Genomic DNA, 14,815 nt, shown 5'->3' on the forward strand with positions numbered 1-14,815 from the left:
GGCTGCGGTAACGGTAGTCCGGGCATTTTCACTCTTTGAATAAGATAATAGAAATGAGTAATCCAGAACGGGAAGTCACTGATATAGCAGAAATACTGGCTATTCTCAGTAAACACGAAGTGTGTCGAATAGGGTTTAACGACAATCTCTGTCCGTATGTTGTCCCCGTAAATTTTGGCTACGAGTATCAGAACGGACGCTGGATATTTTATTTTCACGGCGCACGCACCGGGAAAAAGATGCGTCTGTTACGTAAGAACCCGGCAGTATGCATTGAAATGGACGGCGACCATGCATTACTACGTGCCGATGACCCCTGTGATTATAGCTACGCCTACACCAGCGTTTTCGCCACCGGGCTGGCATCGATATTGCAAACACGCGAGGAGATGCGCTACGGCCTGGACGTCATTATGCGCCAGACCGATCCGGGAAAAACCTTCAGTTATCGGGAAGATATGATGAAAGCGGTTTGCGTGGTGCGTATCGAATGCGACGCCCTCACCTGCCGCCGACATCTGGCGCCTCAGAGCGAATAAGTCAGATATCACAAGCGCCTTATCCGGCCTGGAGGCGATTTACAGGCCTGATAAGCACAGCGCCGTTAATATAAAAAAGGAGCCGTAAGGCTCCTTTTTCTTCCATATCGCCCATCAGGCGTTTTTCAATACTTCGCTAACAATTTCAACGGCTTCTTTCTCAATCTGCTTGCGATGTTCTTCCCCCAGGAAGCTTTCGCAATAGATCTTGTAAGCGTCTTCCGTACCGGATGGACGCGCGGCGAACCAGCCGTTATCGGTCATTACCTTCAGGCCGCCAATCGATGCGCCATTACCCGGCGCTGCGGTAAGACGCGCGGTAATCGGGTCGCCTGCCAGCGTGCTGGCGCTGACCATTTCCGGAGACAGTTTAGACAATGCCGCTTTCTGGGCCGAGGTCGCTGCCGCCTGCAGACGGTTATAGCTCGGCGCGCCAAAACGCGCTGCCAGTTCATTGTAATGCTCTTGCGGGTTTTTCCCGGTAACGGCGGTGATTTCCGCCGCCAGCAGGCACATGATGATACCGTCTTTATCGGTAGACCACGGCGTACCGTCGAAACGCAGGAACGAAGCGCCCGCGCTCTCTTCCCCGCCGAAACCAAAGCTGCCGTCGAACAAACCGTCAACAAACCATTTGAAGCCAACCGGCACTTCCACCAGCTTGCGTCCCAAATCATTCACCACGCGGTCAATCATCGCGGAAGAGACCAGCGTCTTACCGACGGCAACATCTTTGCCCCACAGCGGACGATGCTGGAACAGGTAGTTAATGGCGACCGCCAGATAATGGTTCGGGTTCATCAGCCCTGCAGGCGTCACGATGCCATGACGGTCGTAGTCCGGGTCGTTAGCGAAGGCCAGGTCAAACTTGTCACGCAGCGCCAGCAAACCCGCCATCGCGCATTCGGAGGAGCAATCCATGCGGATCGCGCCGTCTTTATCCAGATGCATAAAGCGGAAGGTTTGATCAACCTGATCGTTGACTAACGTCAGGTTAAGCTTGTAATGCTCTGCGATACGTTTCCAGTATTCAATACCGGAGCCGCCCAGCGGATCAACGCCCAGCGTCAGACCGGCTTTCTGAATCGCCGCCATATCAACGATATCCGCCAGCCCTTCGACAAACGGCTGTACCAGATCTACCGCTTTAACGTGGCCCGAGGCCATTGCCGCATCCAGAGAGATGCGCTTAACGCCTTGCAGGCCATCCGCCAGCAGCGCATTGGCGCGATCTTCTACCACTTTAGTGACGTTGGTGTCCGCCGGGCCGCCATTGGGCGGATTATATTTAATACCGCCATCTTCCGGCGGGTTGTGCGACGGCGTAATGACAATACCATCAGCCAGCGGGCCGCCTTTTTTGTTATGGACCAGGATAGCATTTGACACGGCAGGCGTTGGCGTGAAGCCATTATTTTCCTGCACGATAACGTCTACGCCGTTTGCCGCCAGCACTTCCAGCACGGAAATGAAGGCCGGTTCCGAGAGCGCATGGGTGTCTTTCCCCACATAGCAGGGGCCGGTAATGCCATTCTTCGCCCGCTCTTCAGCAATCGCCTGGGCGATCGCCAGAATATGCGGTTCGTTGAAACTGTGACGACCTGCGCTACCGCGATGGCCGGAAGTGCCAAATTTCACGGCATGTTCTGCATTCCCTGCCTCCGGTTTCAGTACATAATACTGCGCCGTCAGTTGGGCGACGTTAATCAAATCACTCTGTTGCGCGGGTTGTCCTGCGCGGTTGTGGATTGCCATTGCCTGGTCCTTCTAATGCAAGGATTAAATTGTTCCGCAAACCTTTTCAATCAATTCCGCCGGGAATTGCATTGACTGCATGATGTGTTCGATCATGCTGCATTTACGGCCGGTGTTGGTGTTGGTGATCACCCAGTACGGCGTGCCGGGAACGTGCTTAGGTTTAGTTTGATTCCCATTTTTCAGCAGCGTTTGTTCATCCGCCGCAAAATAGACGCGCGTGCGGCCATGCAACGACTCCGTCGCCTCCGCAAACGCGTGGTGATCCAGTGAATAGAGTGTAGTCAGAATCAGCATAAAGCGGTTGACCGCTTTTTTCTGCTCGGCATATTCGTCAGACAACAACAGCTCACGCATCGCGCGAACTTTGTCTTTTACCGGGTTGACCGGTTTCGCTTCGGCAACGGGTTGCGCCGCAGGCGTCCCCTTCACCGCTGAAGCCGTTGGCTGTGTCGTGGCGGAAAACTTCAACATACGCCGTAAAATGTCGGATGCGCTCTCGCCGATATGCTTGGTGTGGCTGGCAATATAGCTATAGAGTTCATCATCAACTTCAATCGTTTTCATCTTAATCCAGTGCGATGTCTTTGCTGAATACAAGTCATTGGGATTATAGGAACAAATCCCAACAGCGGATAGCGTTAAGCCAGGCTGACAAAAAAACTCGGAGTAAACCTTAGAGGTTGCAGCCCAGTGGCAGAATGGTCAACATAATACCCTAACCCGACAGAGCGAAAAAAAGAACTTTGCCATGAAATTAAACATCCGAGCGCAATCTGCACAAAACCTGCACAATAATTCCCCCATCGTTCTCGTTCATGGCCTGTTTGGCAGCCTGGACAACCTCGGCGTACTGGCGCGCGATCTGGTGACCGATCACGACATTATTCAGGTCGATATGCGCAATCATGGTTTATCGCCGCGCGATCCGGTCATGGATTATCCGGCAATGGCCCAGGATCTTCTGGATACGCTTGACGCGCAGCAGATTGAAAAAGCGACGTTTATTGGTCATTCCATGGGTGGAAAAGCGGTAATGGCGCTGACGGCGCTGGCGCCCGATCGCATCGATCGTCTGGTCGCGATTGATATCGCCCCCGTGGATTATCACGTTCGCCGCCACGATCGCATTTTCGCGGCCATTAACGCCGTCAGCGAATCCGACGCGACATCCCGCCAACAGGCGGCAGGGATTATGCGCCAACACCTCAACGAAGAAGGCGTAATCCAGTTTCTGTTAAAATCCTGGGCTGAAGGCGAATGGCGTTTTAATGTTCCGGTATTATGGGAGCAGTATCCGCATATCGTCGGCTGGGAAACCATTCCGCCCTGGGAACATCCGGCACTGTTTATTCCAGGCGGTAACTCGCCGTACGTGACCGAAGCGTACCGCGACGCGCTGCTGGCGCAATTCCCTTTGGCGCGCGCGCATGTGATCGCCGGCGCGGGCCACTGGGTACATGCCGAAAAACCAGAGGCGGTTCTGCGCGCCATCCGCCGTTATCTGCACGATAAACGCTAACTGATTAAAAACTCATCGCCCGTGCGCGATTACGCGCGCGGGCGTTGGCGTCGCTTCCTCGCTGATGTATGATGGCGCGCTATCCATCCGGGCATAAGCCTGGCTGATTGTTTCCCCCGAAGTCACCAAAATCATGGCCAAAGAACAAACGGACCGTACGACATTAGATCTGTTCGCGCACGAGCGTCGCCCGGGACGACCTAAAACGAATCCGCTTTCGCGCGATGAACAGTTACGCATCAACAAGCGCAACCAGTTAAAACGCGACAAAGTTCGTGGCCTCAAGCGTGTCGAATTAAAACTCAACGCACAAGCGGTTGACGCGCTAAATGAGCTGGCCGAAGCGCGCAACATTAGCCGCAGCGAGCTCATTGAAGAAATATTAATGAAGCAGCTTATGGCGCTGCGCGGCCAGGGTTTAGTCTGAAAATAAGTTTTGTTTCATATTTCGTGTAGCAGAGCGTGCAGTCCCGCGTGATTGCTGTTTCCGCATATCTGCCTGTTCTGCTATGATTGCCCTTATCCGTGGGCAATTCGCCACCACCATTTCAATAAGTTTCAAGAGGTTATTTTACTCATGGCAATCACTGGCATCTTTTTCGGCAGCGACACCGGTAATACCGAAAATATCGCAAAAATGATTCAAAAACAGCTTGGTAAAGACGTTGCCGATGTGCATGACATTGCAAAAAGCAGTAAAGAAGACCTGGAAGGGTATGACATTCTGCTGCTGGGCATCCCAACCTGGTACTATGGCGAAGCGCAATGTGACTGGGATGACTTCTTCCCGACTCTCGAAGAGATTGACTTTAACGGTAAGCTGGTGGCGCTGTTTGGCTGTGGCGATCAGGAAGACTACGCGGAATACTTCTGTGATGCGCTGGGCACGATTCGCGACATTATTGAGCCGCGCGGCGCCACGATTGTGGGTCACTGGCCAACCGCAGGCTATCATTTTGAAGCCTCTAAAGGTCTGGCTGACGACGATCATTTTGTCGGTCTGGCGATTGACGAAGACCGTCAGCCTGAACTGACCGCCGAGCGTGTTGAAAAATGGGTTAAGCAAGTTTCAGCTGAATTGCACCTCGACGACATCCTCAACGCCTAATCTTATGCGGCGCAGCGTTATATCTGCGCCGCATCAATAGACAAGACCAATCAAAATAATTGCTACAAATTTGTAACTTTCGCACCCATCCCTGTACAATGTCCGGGTGTAATCAGGTGGCGCCAGAATTTGCAGGCAAAACCACAGTTTTATTAATATCTGCGAGAGACTTGCGGTTTTCATTTCGGCATGGCAGTCCTATAATGATACGCATTATCTTGAGTGCAATTTCTGTCACTTCTCTAATGAAGTGAATCGTTTAGCAACAGGACAGATTCCGCATGACTGACAACAATACCGCATTAAAGAAGGCTGGCCTGAAAGTAACGCTTCCTCGTTTAAAAATTCTGGAAGTTCTTCAGGAACCAGATAACCATCACGTCAGTGCGGAAGATTTATACAAACGCCTGATCGACATGGGTGAAGAAATCGGTCTGGCAACCGTATACCGTGTGCTGAACCAGTTTGACGATGCCGGTATCGTGACCCGCCATAATTTTGAAGGCGGTAAATCCGTTTTTGAACTGACGCAACAGCATCATCACGACCATCTTATCTGCCTTGACTGCGGAAAAGTGATTGAATTTAGTGATGACTCTATTGAAGCGCGCCAGCGTGAAATTGCGGCGAAACACGGTATTCGTTTAACTAATCACAGCCTCTATCTTTACGGCCACTGCGCTGAAGGAGACTGCCGCGAAGACGAGCACGCGCACGATGACGCGACTAAATAAGTGTAAATCTTTCGAAGAGCCAACCGCCCGGTTGGCTTTTTTATATCCTCCTCTTTCCTGCCGCTTGATGTTGATTTAATGTAAAAAACGCTATCGCATCTCAGGAGAGCAGGAATGGAGCTTCGCCAGTTACGCTATTTCGTGCGTATTATTGAAACCGGCAGTATGGGCAGCGCCGCGCAGGATCTTGATATTGGCGTTTCAGCATTAAGTCAACAGATGTCCCGTCTGGAAAACGAGCTTGCCATCCGTCTGCTGCAGCGCACTTCGCGCGGCGTAACGCCAACCAACGCCGGGCTGGCCTTTTATTCGCAGGCGCAACTCGCCCTGCGTCATGCCGACGACGCGATTCTCGCCGCCAGAGAAGCGCGCCTTTCCGGTCATGTGAGCGTAGGAATGGCCCCCAGTACCGCCTCCATACTGGGTATACCGTTTATCCATGCCATGCAGGAAAACTATGCCGATGTCCGACTGCATGTGGTGGAAAGCTTGTCCGGTAATCTGGAAAGAATGATCAATACCCGCCAGATTGATTTAGCCGTTGTTTTTCAAAAAGATAAAATCCTGCGCTGGAGCGCCAGACCGATCCTTGAAGAACAGCTTTTTCTGATTGGCTCCCATGCCCTGCTGGCGGCGCTTCCTGATAACCCGATCACACCAGAACAACTGGCAGGCATTCCGCTCATTATGCCAAGCCAGGGACATGGGCTGCGCGGCAGGCTGGACGCTGTCTGCCAGGAACATGCGCTTAACGTTGAAATCGTCGCGGAAATTGACGGCCTGGCGTTGTTGATGCGCGCCGTGCGCGACGGTCTTGGCGCCACGTTGCAGCCCGGCGCGGCGATTTCTCATCTGGATAACGACGCGCTACGCGTGATCGGCGTCCATAATCCGGTACTCAGCCGCCCCAATTTTTTAGTCAGCCTGTCGGATGATGAACTGACGCCCGCCGGCCTTGCCGCCAGAGTAGTCCTTACCAAAGTTATGCGTCAGTTAGTCGACGCTGGTGAATGGCCAGGCGCAACCCTTTACGCTTACTAAACCCCTGTTTAGCGCTACCTGATAGCGCGCCGCTTATTTATCCGTATACATTTCAATTACAAATTTAACAAATAGTTAAATGGTACGGGAGTATAAGATGGTTGATGTACTGGTGATAGGCGGAGGCAATGCCGCATTATGCGCCGCACTGACCGCACGGGAAGCGGGCGCATCGGTTCTGCTGCTGGAGGCTGCCCCGCGGGAATGGCGCGGCGGAAATTCTCAGCACACACGAAACCTGCGCTGTATGCATGATGCGCCGCAGGATGTGCTGGTAGAAAGCTATCCTGAAGAGGAATTCTGGCAGGATCTGTGGCGAGTCACCGACGGCAACACCAACGAGGCGCTGGCGCGGCTGGTCATTCGCACCTCTTCACAATGCCGCGACTGGATGCGCAAACATGGCGTTAACTTTCAACCGCCACTATCTGGGGCGCTCCACGTTGCGCGCACCAATGCGTTTTTTATGGGCGGAGGGAAAGCGCTCGTCAATGCCTATTACCGTAGCGCCGAACGGCTGGGCGTACAGATTCGCTATAACACGCCGGTTCACGCGCTTGAACTTCATGACGGCGAATTCGTAGCAGCGCTGGCAGGTAGCGAACGTATTACCGCCAAAGCCTGCGTATTAGCGGCTGGCGGTTTCGAATCAAACCGTGAATGGCTGCGGGAGGCCTGGGGAGAAAACGCCCGCGGCGAATGGCCCGCGGATAATTTCCTGATTCGCGGCACGCGTTTTAACCAGGGCGTATTACTCAAATTTATGATGGATGCCGGCGCGGATATCATTGGCGATCCGTCCCAGTCGCACTGCGTAGCGATTGATGCCAGGGCGCCGCTGTACGACGGCGGTATTTGTACTCGCGTGGATTGCGTATCGCTGGGTATTGTCGTGAATCGCGACGCCGAACGTTTTTATGATGAAGGCGAAGATTTCTGGCCGAAGCGTTACGCCATTTGGGGGCGGCTGGTGGCTCAACAGCCAGGACAAATTGGCTATTCGATTATTGACAGCAAAGCCATCGGCCACTTTATGCCGCCGGTTTTTCCTGGCGCGCAGGCCAATACGCTGGCTGAACTGGCCTGCCAGTTGGGGCTGGACGCGGAAAAACTTACCCATACCGTCACGCAGTATAACCAGGCCTGCCAACCCGGTCATTTTGATCATACCTTGCTTGATGACTGCGCCACTAAAAACCTGACGCCGGCGAAAACCCACTGGGCGCGCCCGCTTGATGCGCCGCCCTACTACGGTTATGCGCTGCGACCCGGCATCACATTTACCTACCTGGGCCTGAAAGTTAACGAACGTGCCGCGGTGCATTTTGCCGGTCATCCAAGCCGCAACCTATTTGTTGCTGGCGAGATGATGGCAGGAAATGTTCTGGGCAAGGGGTATACCGCAGGCGTCGGCATGTCTATCGGCACAACCTTTGGCCGCATTGCGGGAATAGAAGCCGCTCGCGCGGCGCACAAGGAGGCGCAGCATGAAACAGCTTGAAAAATTAATCATTGAGGCCACCGTGCTTACCGAACCGGAAGCCGAGGTCGAACGCGTCATGCAAGTGTGTAACGCATGTCGCTACTGCGAAGGTTTTTGCGCGGTATTTCCGGCGATGACCCAGCGGCTCGAATTCGGTAAAGCCGATATTCATTATCTGGCAAATTTATGTCATAACTGCGGTGCCTGCCTGCACGCGTGCCAGTACGCGCCACCCCATGAATTTGCCATTAACGTGCCGAAAGCGATGGCGCAAGCCCGCCTGGAGACGTATCAACAGTATGCCCAGCCCGCCGCTTTTGGCGCGTTATACCGTCGGGCGGGGATCACCGTCGCGCTGGCGCTGATAGTCGGTCTGACGCTCTTTTTATTACTGACGATGGCGCTGAAAGGGTCGCTGATTCATCCGCCGCTGGCCGGTGACTTCTATCAAATTTTTCCGCATAGCCTGCTGGCATGGATGTTTGGCTCAGTTTTTGTGTTGGCAATCGGTTTGCTTATGGCGGGCGTAATCCGCTTCTGGCGTGAGATCTCGCCGGGGGTACCGCGTTCGGCGGAGATTGCGGAAGCGTCGCACAATGCGTTAACGCTGAAATATCTCGACGGCGGTCACGGCAAAGGCTGTAACGAAGCGGACGATGCGTTCACGCTGCTGCGCCGTCGCTTTCATCACTTTACCTTCTACGGTTTTATGCTCTGTTTTGCCGCCACGGTCGTGGCGACGGGCTATCACTACGTCGCCGGTTGGGAAGCGCCCTACCCGTTCTTTAGCCTGCCGGTCATGCTCGGCACGCTGGGCGGTATCGGTCTGCTTATCGGCCCGGCCGGGCTACTGTGGCTCAATCTGCGGCGGTCGCCGTTACATGGCGATGCGCGCCAGAAACCCATGGATCGCGGCTTTATTCTGCTGCTGTTCTTAACCAGCCTTACCGGGCTGGCGCTGCTGGCAGGCAGAGACACCAGCGGAATGGGCATACTGCTGGCGCTCCATTTAGGCGTGGTGATGGCGCTCTTTCTCACCCTTCCCTACGGAAAATTCGCCCACGGATTTTTCCGCTGCGCGGCCTTACTCAAATGGGCAGTTGAGAAGCGACGCGGAAAACATGCGGGGGATACAGGCAACTGACCCGCAACATCTTACCCATAAAACAATAAAGACAGTGGAGAGCAAACCCTATGGCACAACACACACCTGCAACATCGCGCGCCGGCACGTTCGGCGCAATACTGCGCGTGACAAGCGGCAATTTTCTTGAACAGTTTGATTTTTTCTTGTTCGGATTTTACGCCACCTATATCGCCAGAACGTTTTTTCCGGCGGAAAGCGAATTTGCCTCATTAATGTTGACCTTTGCCGTCTTTGGCTCCGGTTTTTTAATGCGCCCCGTCGGCGCGATTGTGCTTGGCGCCTATATTGACAGAATCGGACGCCGTAAAGGGCTGATGGTGACGCTGGCGATTATGGGCTGCGGTACGTTGCTCATCGCCCTCGTCCCCGGCTACCAAACGATCGGCCTGGCAGCGCCTGCGTTGGTGCTGTTGGGCCGGTTATTACAAGGATTTTCTGCGGGCGTTGAGTTAGGCGGCGTCTCAGTCTATCTGTCCGAAATCGCAACGCCAGGCAATAAAGGGTTTTATACCAGCTGGCAATCTGCCAGTCAGCAGGTCGCGATCGTTGTCGCCGCGTTGATTGGTTATAGCCTGAATATCACGCTGGGACACGACGCGATATCGGAGTGGGGCTGGCGAATTCCGTTCTTTATCGGCTGTATGATCATTCCGCTGATTTTTGTTTTACGTCGTTCATTACAAGAAACAGAAGCGTTTTTACAACGCAAGCATCGCCCCGACACCAGGGAAATTTTTGCAACTATCGCCAAAAACTGGCGCATTATTACAGCCGGAACGCTGCTGGTGGCGATGACCACCACAACATTTTATTTTATCACCGTTTATACGCCGACCTATGGCAGAACCGTGCTTAATCTCAGCGCACGGGACAGTTTGATCGTCACCATGTTAGTGGGGGTGTCCAATTTTATCTGGTTACCCATTGGCGGCGCGATTTCCGACCGGATTGGCCGTCGCGCCGTGTTAATGGGCATTACGTTGCTGGCGCTGATCACCACCTGGCCCGTCATGCAGTGGCTGACCGCCGCGCCCGACTTTACCCGCATGACGCTGGTACTGCTGTGGTTCTCTTTCTTTTTTGGCATGTATAACGGCGCAATGGTCGCGGCGTTAACCGAAGTGATGCCAGTCTATGTGCGTACCGTTGGTTTCTCGCTGGCCTTTAGCCTGGCGACGGCAATTTTTGGCGGCCTGACGCCGGCCATCTCTACCGCGCTGGTAAAGTTAACCGGCGATAAAAGCTCGCCAGGCTGGTGGCTGATGTGCGCAGCGTTATGTGGACTTGCCGCGACGGCGATGCTGTTTGTACGTCTGAGTCGCGGCTATATCGCGGCAGAAAATAAAGCCTGAAAAAACCACGGGCGGAAAACATTCGCCCGTGGGTGGCAAGGCAGGGTTTTATTGCACGTTATTATGACTGCGAATTTCCTGCCAGACCTTATCGCAGTCAGCCTTGACCGCCTGATCGTTACCCGTGCGCGTCGCCTGAATGCACTGCTGATAGTCCAGTACCCGCACGCTTTCTTCGTTAGCAAATTGCTGATGTTTGCGCTCTTTTTTAAGGACATTCAGTACGCTTTGGCAGGCCTCTATCTTCTCAGGCGAGCCCTGTGCGGTATTGATACAGGCGCTGTACGCCTCTTTCAGCCGACTATCTTCTTCCGGCGCGGGTGATGACGCGCAGGCCGTCAAACCGGCGGTCATGCTGGCGATGAGTAAAATTTTTTTCATAGGTCGTTCCTCAACAGCGCGGCAGACCGGCAGCCTGCCGCATCTGACATCAGAAAATAGTGAATGGCGCAATAACGATAAATTTCACGTCACGTTCATCCTGGAAGATGTTGCCGTAACCACCGCCCCAGCTTGGAATATTGGAGTGGTTGTCATATTCGGTGAAGTGCAGTTTGAACATGGTGCCTTTGGCACGCCCCTCCTGCAGGGTATAGACCGCATCCAGACTGTATGAGGACTCTTCGATAGTGCGGTTTTTGTCGTAGTAAGCATCCGGGTTACTTTGCCAGGTTGCCGGTTTAGCATCCCAGGCGTAAACGTAAGACGCACCCACAGCCCAGCCCGGCAGATTCCAGTTTTTCAGGTCATACATCGCGCCGAAGAAAACCGCCTTTTCACCGTTAGCGTTAAAGTCGGAGCGGTTATCCCACCAGATATCCAGACGACCGTTTGAAGAGGCGTAGGTTGGCGTCATACGTTGCAGAAAATAGCCCTGCTGACCGTCCGCTTTCACCCAGGTGCCTTCCAGACGCAGGTCAACCACTTCCGCGATTTTGTAGCCGAAGGTCAACGCCTGCAACCAGGCCGTACCGTCGTAAATATCATTCACGCTGCGATCGTCTACTTTGTCGCGCGCGCCGTAGAACTGGTAACTGGTGGTGAACGGATTGCCGCCTAAATCAAATTTATAGCTGGCCTTTGCGAAATATTGATCGACATAGCCTTCGGACTGACCAAACGCCGCTTCCAGCACCAGATCATTTTTAAAGTCGTACTTCGCGCCGATAGAGTGGAGATAATCCACATTGGTTTTTTTATCCGCCTGATAAAACTTATCCATTTCGGTATGCCACGGCGCTTTATATTCGTTAGTCCACATGTAGGAAAAACTTAACGCGCCCGCATCGCCATAGTCAAAACTGGCGCCGGCTTCCGCACCCTGATAGGTACCCGGCATAAAACTCCAGTGCGGCGCTAACAGCGTCTGACCGGTAGGCTGAATATAACCGGCGCGCGCCCAGACCGGGCCATATTTAAATTTCGCTGCGGCTTTATAAAGACTGATACCGCTCTTATCGCCGGAATAGTCTTCGTCGTAGCCTTTATTCTTTTTCGAGAAGGCAATTTCGTTTGGATGACCGCTGTCGCCGTTTTCTGCCATTTCAATCGCGGTAAACGCCGCGATATCCAGACCGAACATATCCGCGGCGTAACCAGACTGAAAATCCAGGTTAGCGTTCCAGGTCGCATGAGAAAGGTTAGTTTTATATTTGTCGCCGTCGGTCACATCTTTGCGATCGCGTTCACGCTGCCAATAATAGATGCCGCCCGTTAACGTGGAGTCGTCGAAAAAGCCGGAGGCTTGCGCCTGCGGAACAACGATCCACCCCGACATTGCTGTGATACCGGCGATAGCCAGAGCCAGCGTACTACGTTTGCCACTAAACGTACGCATAAGTTAATCCTCTTTGACGTATAAATTGCTGCCGACAAAAGCGAACAGCGAAAAAATAAAAATAAAAAGTAGCGCTGAGAAACCTCATTTACTACGTTAAATAGACTATTTTTCGCGATGCGAATTATCAATCTCTTTCTGTAACCAGTATGTAATAATATGAGCAACCGCACATATTTAATTGCTTTCTGTTACATTCGACTGCTGGTGGGGGAAGCAGACCGCCAGAAAGAAAATTGACTTGTTTTCCATAGGCATGAAAATAATTGTCTCCTGTTGACCTGACGCTTATAACATTTAGATTAATAATCATTTATCAGATCAATAATTTTCAGAGAATAATTAATTCGCCTCGCAAAAAAGAGAATCGACTTAGAGCCTATCCCACCAGGCGTTATTGGCGCAGCCAGTTTGGACACGGACAGCGCGCAAAAACCGGAGCGTACACGTAGTACGTGAGGATTTTGAGCACTGCCCAGGTCCAAAATGGCAAGTAAAATAGCCCTAATGGGATAGGCTCTTGGAAATGCAGAGAAAAAACGCCGCAAAACGCGGCGTTGACAAGGTATTTTTACAGCATTCGCCTGTTGGCGCAGTGCTTATTCGCCCGCTTTCGCCCAGGTATCACGCAGGCCCACAGTGCGGTTAAAGACCAGCTTATCGGCCGTTGCATAGCGGCTGTCGAGGCAGAAGTAGCCTTCACGTTCAAACTGGAAAGCTTTCCCTGCTACCGCCGCTTTCAGCGACGGCTCACCATAACCCTGCTTAATCACTAATGATTCGGGGTTGATAACGGACAGGAAGTCCTCCGCGGCGCCCGGGTTCGGCACGCTGAACAGACGGTCGTAGAGACGAATTTCAATCGGCAGCGCATGTGCTGCGCTAACCCAGTGGATTACGCCTTTCACTTTACGCCCGTCAGCCGGATCTTTACTCAGCGTATCGGCATCATAGGTACAGAAGATGGTGGTGATATTCCCTTCGGCATCCTTCTCTACGCGCTCCGCTTTAATGACGTAGGCATTACGCAGACGCACTTCTTTGCCCATCACCAGACGCTTGTACTGCTTGTTCGCTTCTTCGCGGAAATCTGCGCGATCGATCCAGATCTCACCGCTAAACGGCACTTCACGGCTGCCCATCTCCGGTTTATTCGGATGGTTAGGCATGGTAACCATTTCGCTCTCACCCTGCGGGTAGTTTTCGATAACCAGTTTTACCGGATCGATTACCGCCATCGCGCGCGGCGCGTTTTCGTTCAGATCTTCGCGAATGCAGGATTCCAGCGACGCCATCTCAATGGTGTTGTCCTGCTTGGTGACGCCGATGCGTTTGCAGAACTCACGAATAGAAGCCGCGGTATAGCCGCGACGGCGCAGACCGGAAATAGTCGGCATACGCGGATCATCCCAGCCTTCAACGTGTTTGTCGGTCACCAGCAGGTTCAGCTTACGCTTGGACATCACGGTATATTCCAGATTCAGCCGCGAGAATTCGTACTGGCGCGGGTGAACCGGAATGGTGATGTTGTCCAGTACCCAGTCGTACAGACGACGGTTGTCCTGGAACTCCAGCGTACACAGAGAATGAGTAATACCTTCCAGCGCATCGCTGATGCAGTGAGTAAAGTCGTACATCGGGTAGATGCACCACTTGTTGCCGGTCTGATGATGCTCGGCGAATTTAATGCGATACAGCACCGGATCGCGCATCACGATAAACGGCGACGCCATGTCGATTTTAGCGCGCAGACAGGCTTTACCCTCTTCAAAACCGCCGGTACGCATTTTTTCAAATAGCGCGAGGTTCTCTTCGACGCTGCGATCGCGGAACGGGCTGTTTTTACCCGGCGCGGTCAGCGTACCGCGGTATTCGCGGATCTGCTCCGGCGTCAGCTCATCAACGTAGGCCAGGCCTTTATTGATTAGCTCGACCGCATAGGCGTGCAGTTGGTCAAAGTAATCGGAGGAGTAGCGAATATCGCCAGACCAGTGAAAGCCTAACCACTCGACGTCGTTTTTAATCGAATCAACGTACTCGATATCTTCTTTTACCGGGTTGGTGTCATCGAAACGCAGGTTGCACTGGCCCTGATAATCTTGCGCGATGCCAAAGTTCAGGCAGATAGATTTCGCGTGGCCGATGTGCAGATAGCCATTCGGCTCCGGCGGAAAACGGGTATGGACAGTGGTATGTTTACCACTCGCCAGATCTTCATCAATAATCTGACGAATAAAGTTAGTCGGGCGGGCTTCAGCCTCACTCATCGTGGATTCCTCAAAGCGTAAACAACGTAT

Annotated in this window: 14 protein-coding genes and 1 pseudogene; 10 read left to right on the forward strand and 5 right to left on the reverse strand. The window is 53.0% G+C overall.

Features of this window, described 5'->3' with window-relative positions:
- Positions 1-53 precede the first annotated feature (53 nt).
- Entirely contained in the window at positions 54-539 is a 486-nt protein-coding gene (locus tag ACLJZ5_RS05260; RefSeq protein WP_024798426.1) for a pyridoxamine 5'-phosphate oxidase family protein, read from the forward strand.
- Between the two features lie 114 nt (positions 540-653).
- On the opposite strand, the gene pgm is transcribed toward ACLJZ5_RS05260, so the two are convergent.
- A complete protein-coding gene (pgm, locus tag ACLJZ5_RS05265) occupies positions 654-2,294 on the reverse strand; it encodes a phosphoglucomutase (alpha-D-glucose-1,6-bisphosphate-dependent) (protein WP_000974372.1) in 1,641 nt (546 codons plus the stop codon).
- A 24-nt stretch (positions 2,295-2,318) separates the two neighbouring features.
- The gene (gene seqA / locus ACLJZ5_RS05270) at positions 2,319-2,861 is read right to left on the reverse strand and encodes a replication initiation negative regulator SeqA (RefSeq protein WP_000848395.1); all 543 of its coding nucleotides are present in this window, start codon (positions 2,859-2,861) and stop codon (positions 2,319-2,321) included.
- A gap of 184 nt (positions 2,862-3,045) precedes the next feature.
- Between seqA and ybfF the strand changes: the two genes are divergently transcribed.
- From ybfF to tcuC, 9 genes and pseudogenes are all read left to right on the forward strand, one after another.
- Positions 3,046-3,816: an esterase gene (gene ybfF / locus ACLJZ5_RS05275; protein ID WP_000773245.1), complete on the forward strand. Its 771-nt coding sequence runs from the start codon at positions 3,046-3,048 to the stop codon at positions 3,814-3,816.
- A gap of 133 nt (positions 3,817-3,949) precedes the next feature.
- Positions 3,950-4,243, forward strand: coding sequence for a LexA regulated protein (gene ybfE / locus ACLJZ5_RS05280; protein ID WP_001040939.1), 294 nt, complete (start codon positions 3,950-3,952; stop codon positions 4,241-4,243).
- Positions 4,244-4,393: 150 nt separating this feature from the next.
- A complete protein-coding gene (fldA, locus tag ACLJZ5_RS05285) occupies positions 4,394-4,924 on the forward strand; it encodes a flavodoxin FldA (protein WP_001018621.1) in 531 nt (176 codons plus the stop codon).
- A gap of 203 nt (positions 4,925-5,127) precedes the next feature.
- Positions 5,128-5,213 (forward strand): annotated as a pseudogene (locus ACLJZ5_RS05290) (ryhB-regulated fur leader peptide).
- Positions 5,206-5,658, forward strand: coding sequence for a ferric iron uptake transcriptional regulator (fur, locus tag ACLJZ5_RS05295; RefSeq protein WP_000131699.1), 453 nt, complete (start codon positions 5,206-5,208; stop codon positions 5,656-5,658). Before ACLJZ5_RS05290 ends, fur begins: the two are co-directional and overlap by 8 nt.
- Positions 5,659-5,772: 114 nt before the next feature.
- Positions 5,773-6,699 carry a tricarballylate utilization LysR family transcriptional regulator TcuR gene (tcuR, locus tag ACLJZ5_RS05300; RefSeq protein WP_000423371.1) on the forward strand — a complete coding sequence of 309 codons (927 nt, stop codon included), beginning with the start codon at positions 5,773-5,775 and terminating at the stop codon, positions 6,697-6,699.
- Positions 6,700-6,796: 97 nt separating this feature from the next.
- Positions 6,797-8,200, forward strand: a complete 1,404-nt coding sequence (tcuA, locus tag ACLJZ5_RS05305) for an FAD-dependent tricarballylate dehydrogenase TcuA (protein WP_024798325.1) — start codon at positions 6,797-6,799, stop codon at positions 8,198-8,200.
- Entirely contained in the window at positions 8,187-9,326 is a 1,140-nt protein-coding gene (tcuB, locus tag ACLJZ5_RS05310; protein ID WP_000811146.1) for a tricarballylate utilization protein TcuB, read from the forward strand. Before tcuA ends, tcuB begins: the two co-directional genes overlap by 14 nt.
- 50 nt (positions 9,327-9,376) lie before the next feature.
- Entirely contained in the window at positions 9,377-10,681 is a 1,305-nt protein-coding gene (gene tcuC / locus ACLJZ5_RS05315) for a tricarballylate/proton symporter TcuC (protein ID WP_000057014.1), read from the forward strand.
- Positions 10,682-10,729: 48 nt separating this feature from the next.
- Here tcuC and chiQ read toward each other — a convergent pair whose 3' ends face one another.
- The 3 genes from chiQ to glnS form a co-directional block, all read right to left on the reverse strand.
- On the reverse strand, positions 10,730-11,062 hold the full coding sequence (gene chiQ / locus ACLJZ5_RS05320) for a ChiQ/YbfN family lipoprotein (RefSeq protein WP_000722260.1): 333 nt from the start codon (positions 11,060-11,062) through the stop codon (positions 10,730-10,732).
- A 49-nt stretch (positions 11,063-11,111) separates the two neighbouring features.
- Positions 11,112-12,518: a chitoporin ChiP gene (gene chiP / locus ACLJZ5_RS05325; protein ID WP_024798324.1), complete on the reverse strand. Its 1,407-nt coding sequence runs from the start codon at positions 12,516-12,518 to the stop codon at positions 11,112-11,114.
- 599 nt (positions 12,519-13,117) lie between these two features.
- Positions 13,118-14,785, reverse strand: a complete 1,668-nt coding sequence (glnS, locus tag ACLJZ5_RS05330) for a glutamine--tRNA ligase (RefSeq protein ID WP_001287181.1) — start codon at positions 14,783-14,785, stop codon at positions 13,118-13,120.
- Positions 14,786-14,815 lie beyond the last annotated feature (30 nt).

The sequence above is a fragment of the Salmonella sp. 5800 genome, from assembly GCF_046558195.1.
Lineage (GTDB): Bacteria > Pseudomonadota > Gammaproteobacteria > Enterobacterales > Enterobacteriaceae > Salmonella > Salmonella enterica.

What these genes read in the sequence shown, in the direction of transcription:
- ACLJZ5_RS05260 (WP_024798426.1), top strand. Translation starts at nt 54, where the DNA reads ATGAGTAATCCAGAACGGGAAGTCACTGATATAGCAGAAATACTGGCT.
- pgm (WP_000974372.1), bottom strand. Translation starts at nt 2,294, where the DNA reads ATGGCAATCCACAACCGCGCAGGACAACCCGCGCAACAGAGTGATTTG.
- seqA (WP_000848395.1), bottom strand. Translation starts at nt 2,861, where the DNA reads ATGAAAACGATTGAAGTTGATGATGAACTCTATAGCTATATTGCCAGC.
- ybfF (WP_000773245.1), top strand. Translation starts at nt 3,046, where the DNA reads ATGAAATTAAACATCCGAGCGCAATCTGCACAAAACCTGCACAATAAT.
- ybfE (WP_001040939.1), top strand. Translation starts at nt 3,950, where the DNA reads ATGGCCAAAGAACAAACGGACCGTACGACATTAGATCTGTTCGCGCAC.
- fldA (WP_001018621.1), top strand. Translation starts at nt 4,394, where the DNA reads ATGGCAATCACTGGCATCTTTTTCGGCAGCGACACCGGTAATACCGAA.
- fur (WP_000131699.1), top strand. Translation starts at nt 5,206, where the DNA reads ATGACTGACAACAATACCGCATTAAAGAAGGCTGGCCTGAAAGTAACG.
- tcuR (WP_000423371.1), top strand. Translation starts at nt 5,773, where the DNA reads ATGGAGCTTCGCCAGTTACGCTATTTCGTGCGTATTATTGAAACCGGC.
- tcuA (WP_024798325.1), top strand. Translation starts at nt 6,797, where the DNA reads ATGGTTGATGTACTGGTGATAGGCGGAGGCAATGCCGCATTATGCGCC.
- tcuB (WP_000811146.1), top strand. Translation starts at nt 8,187, where the DNA reads ATGAAACAGCTTGAAAAATTAATCATTGAGGCCACCGTGCTTACCGAA.
- tcuC (WP_000057014.1), top strand. Translation starts at nt 9,377, where the DNA reads ATGGCACAACACACACCTGCAACATCGCGCGCCGGCACGTTCGGCGCA.
- chiQ (WP_000722260.1), bottom strand. Translation starts at nt 11,062, where the DNA reads ATGAAAAAAATTTTACTCATCGCCAGCATGACCGCCGGTTTGACGGCC.
- chiP (WP_024798324.1), bottom strand. Translation starts at nt 12,518, where the DNA reads ATGCGTACGTTTAGTGGCAAACGTAGTACGCTGGCTCTGGCTATCGCC.
- glnS (WP_001287181.1), bottom strand. Translation starts at nt 14,785, where the DNA reads ATGAGTGAGGCTGAAGCCCGCCCGACTAACTTTATTCGTCAGATTATT.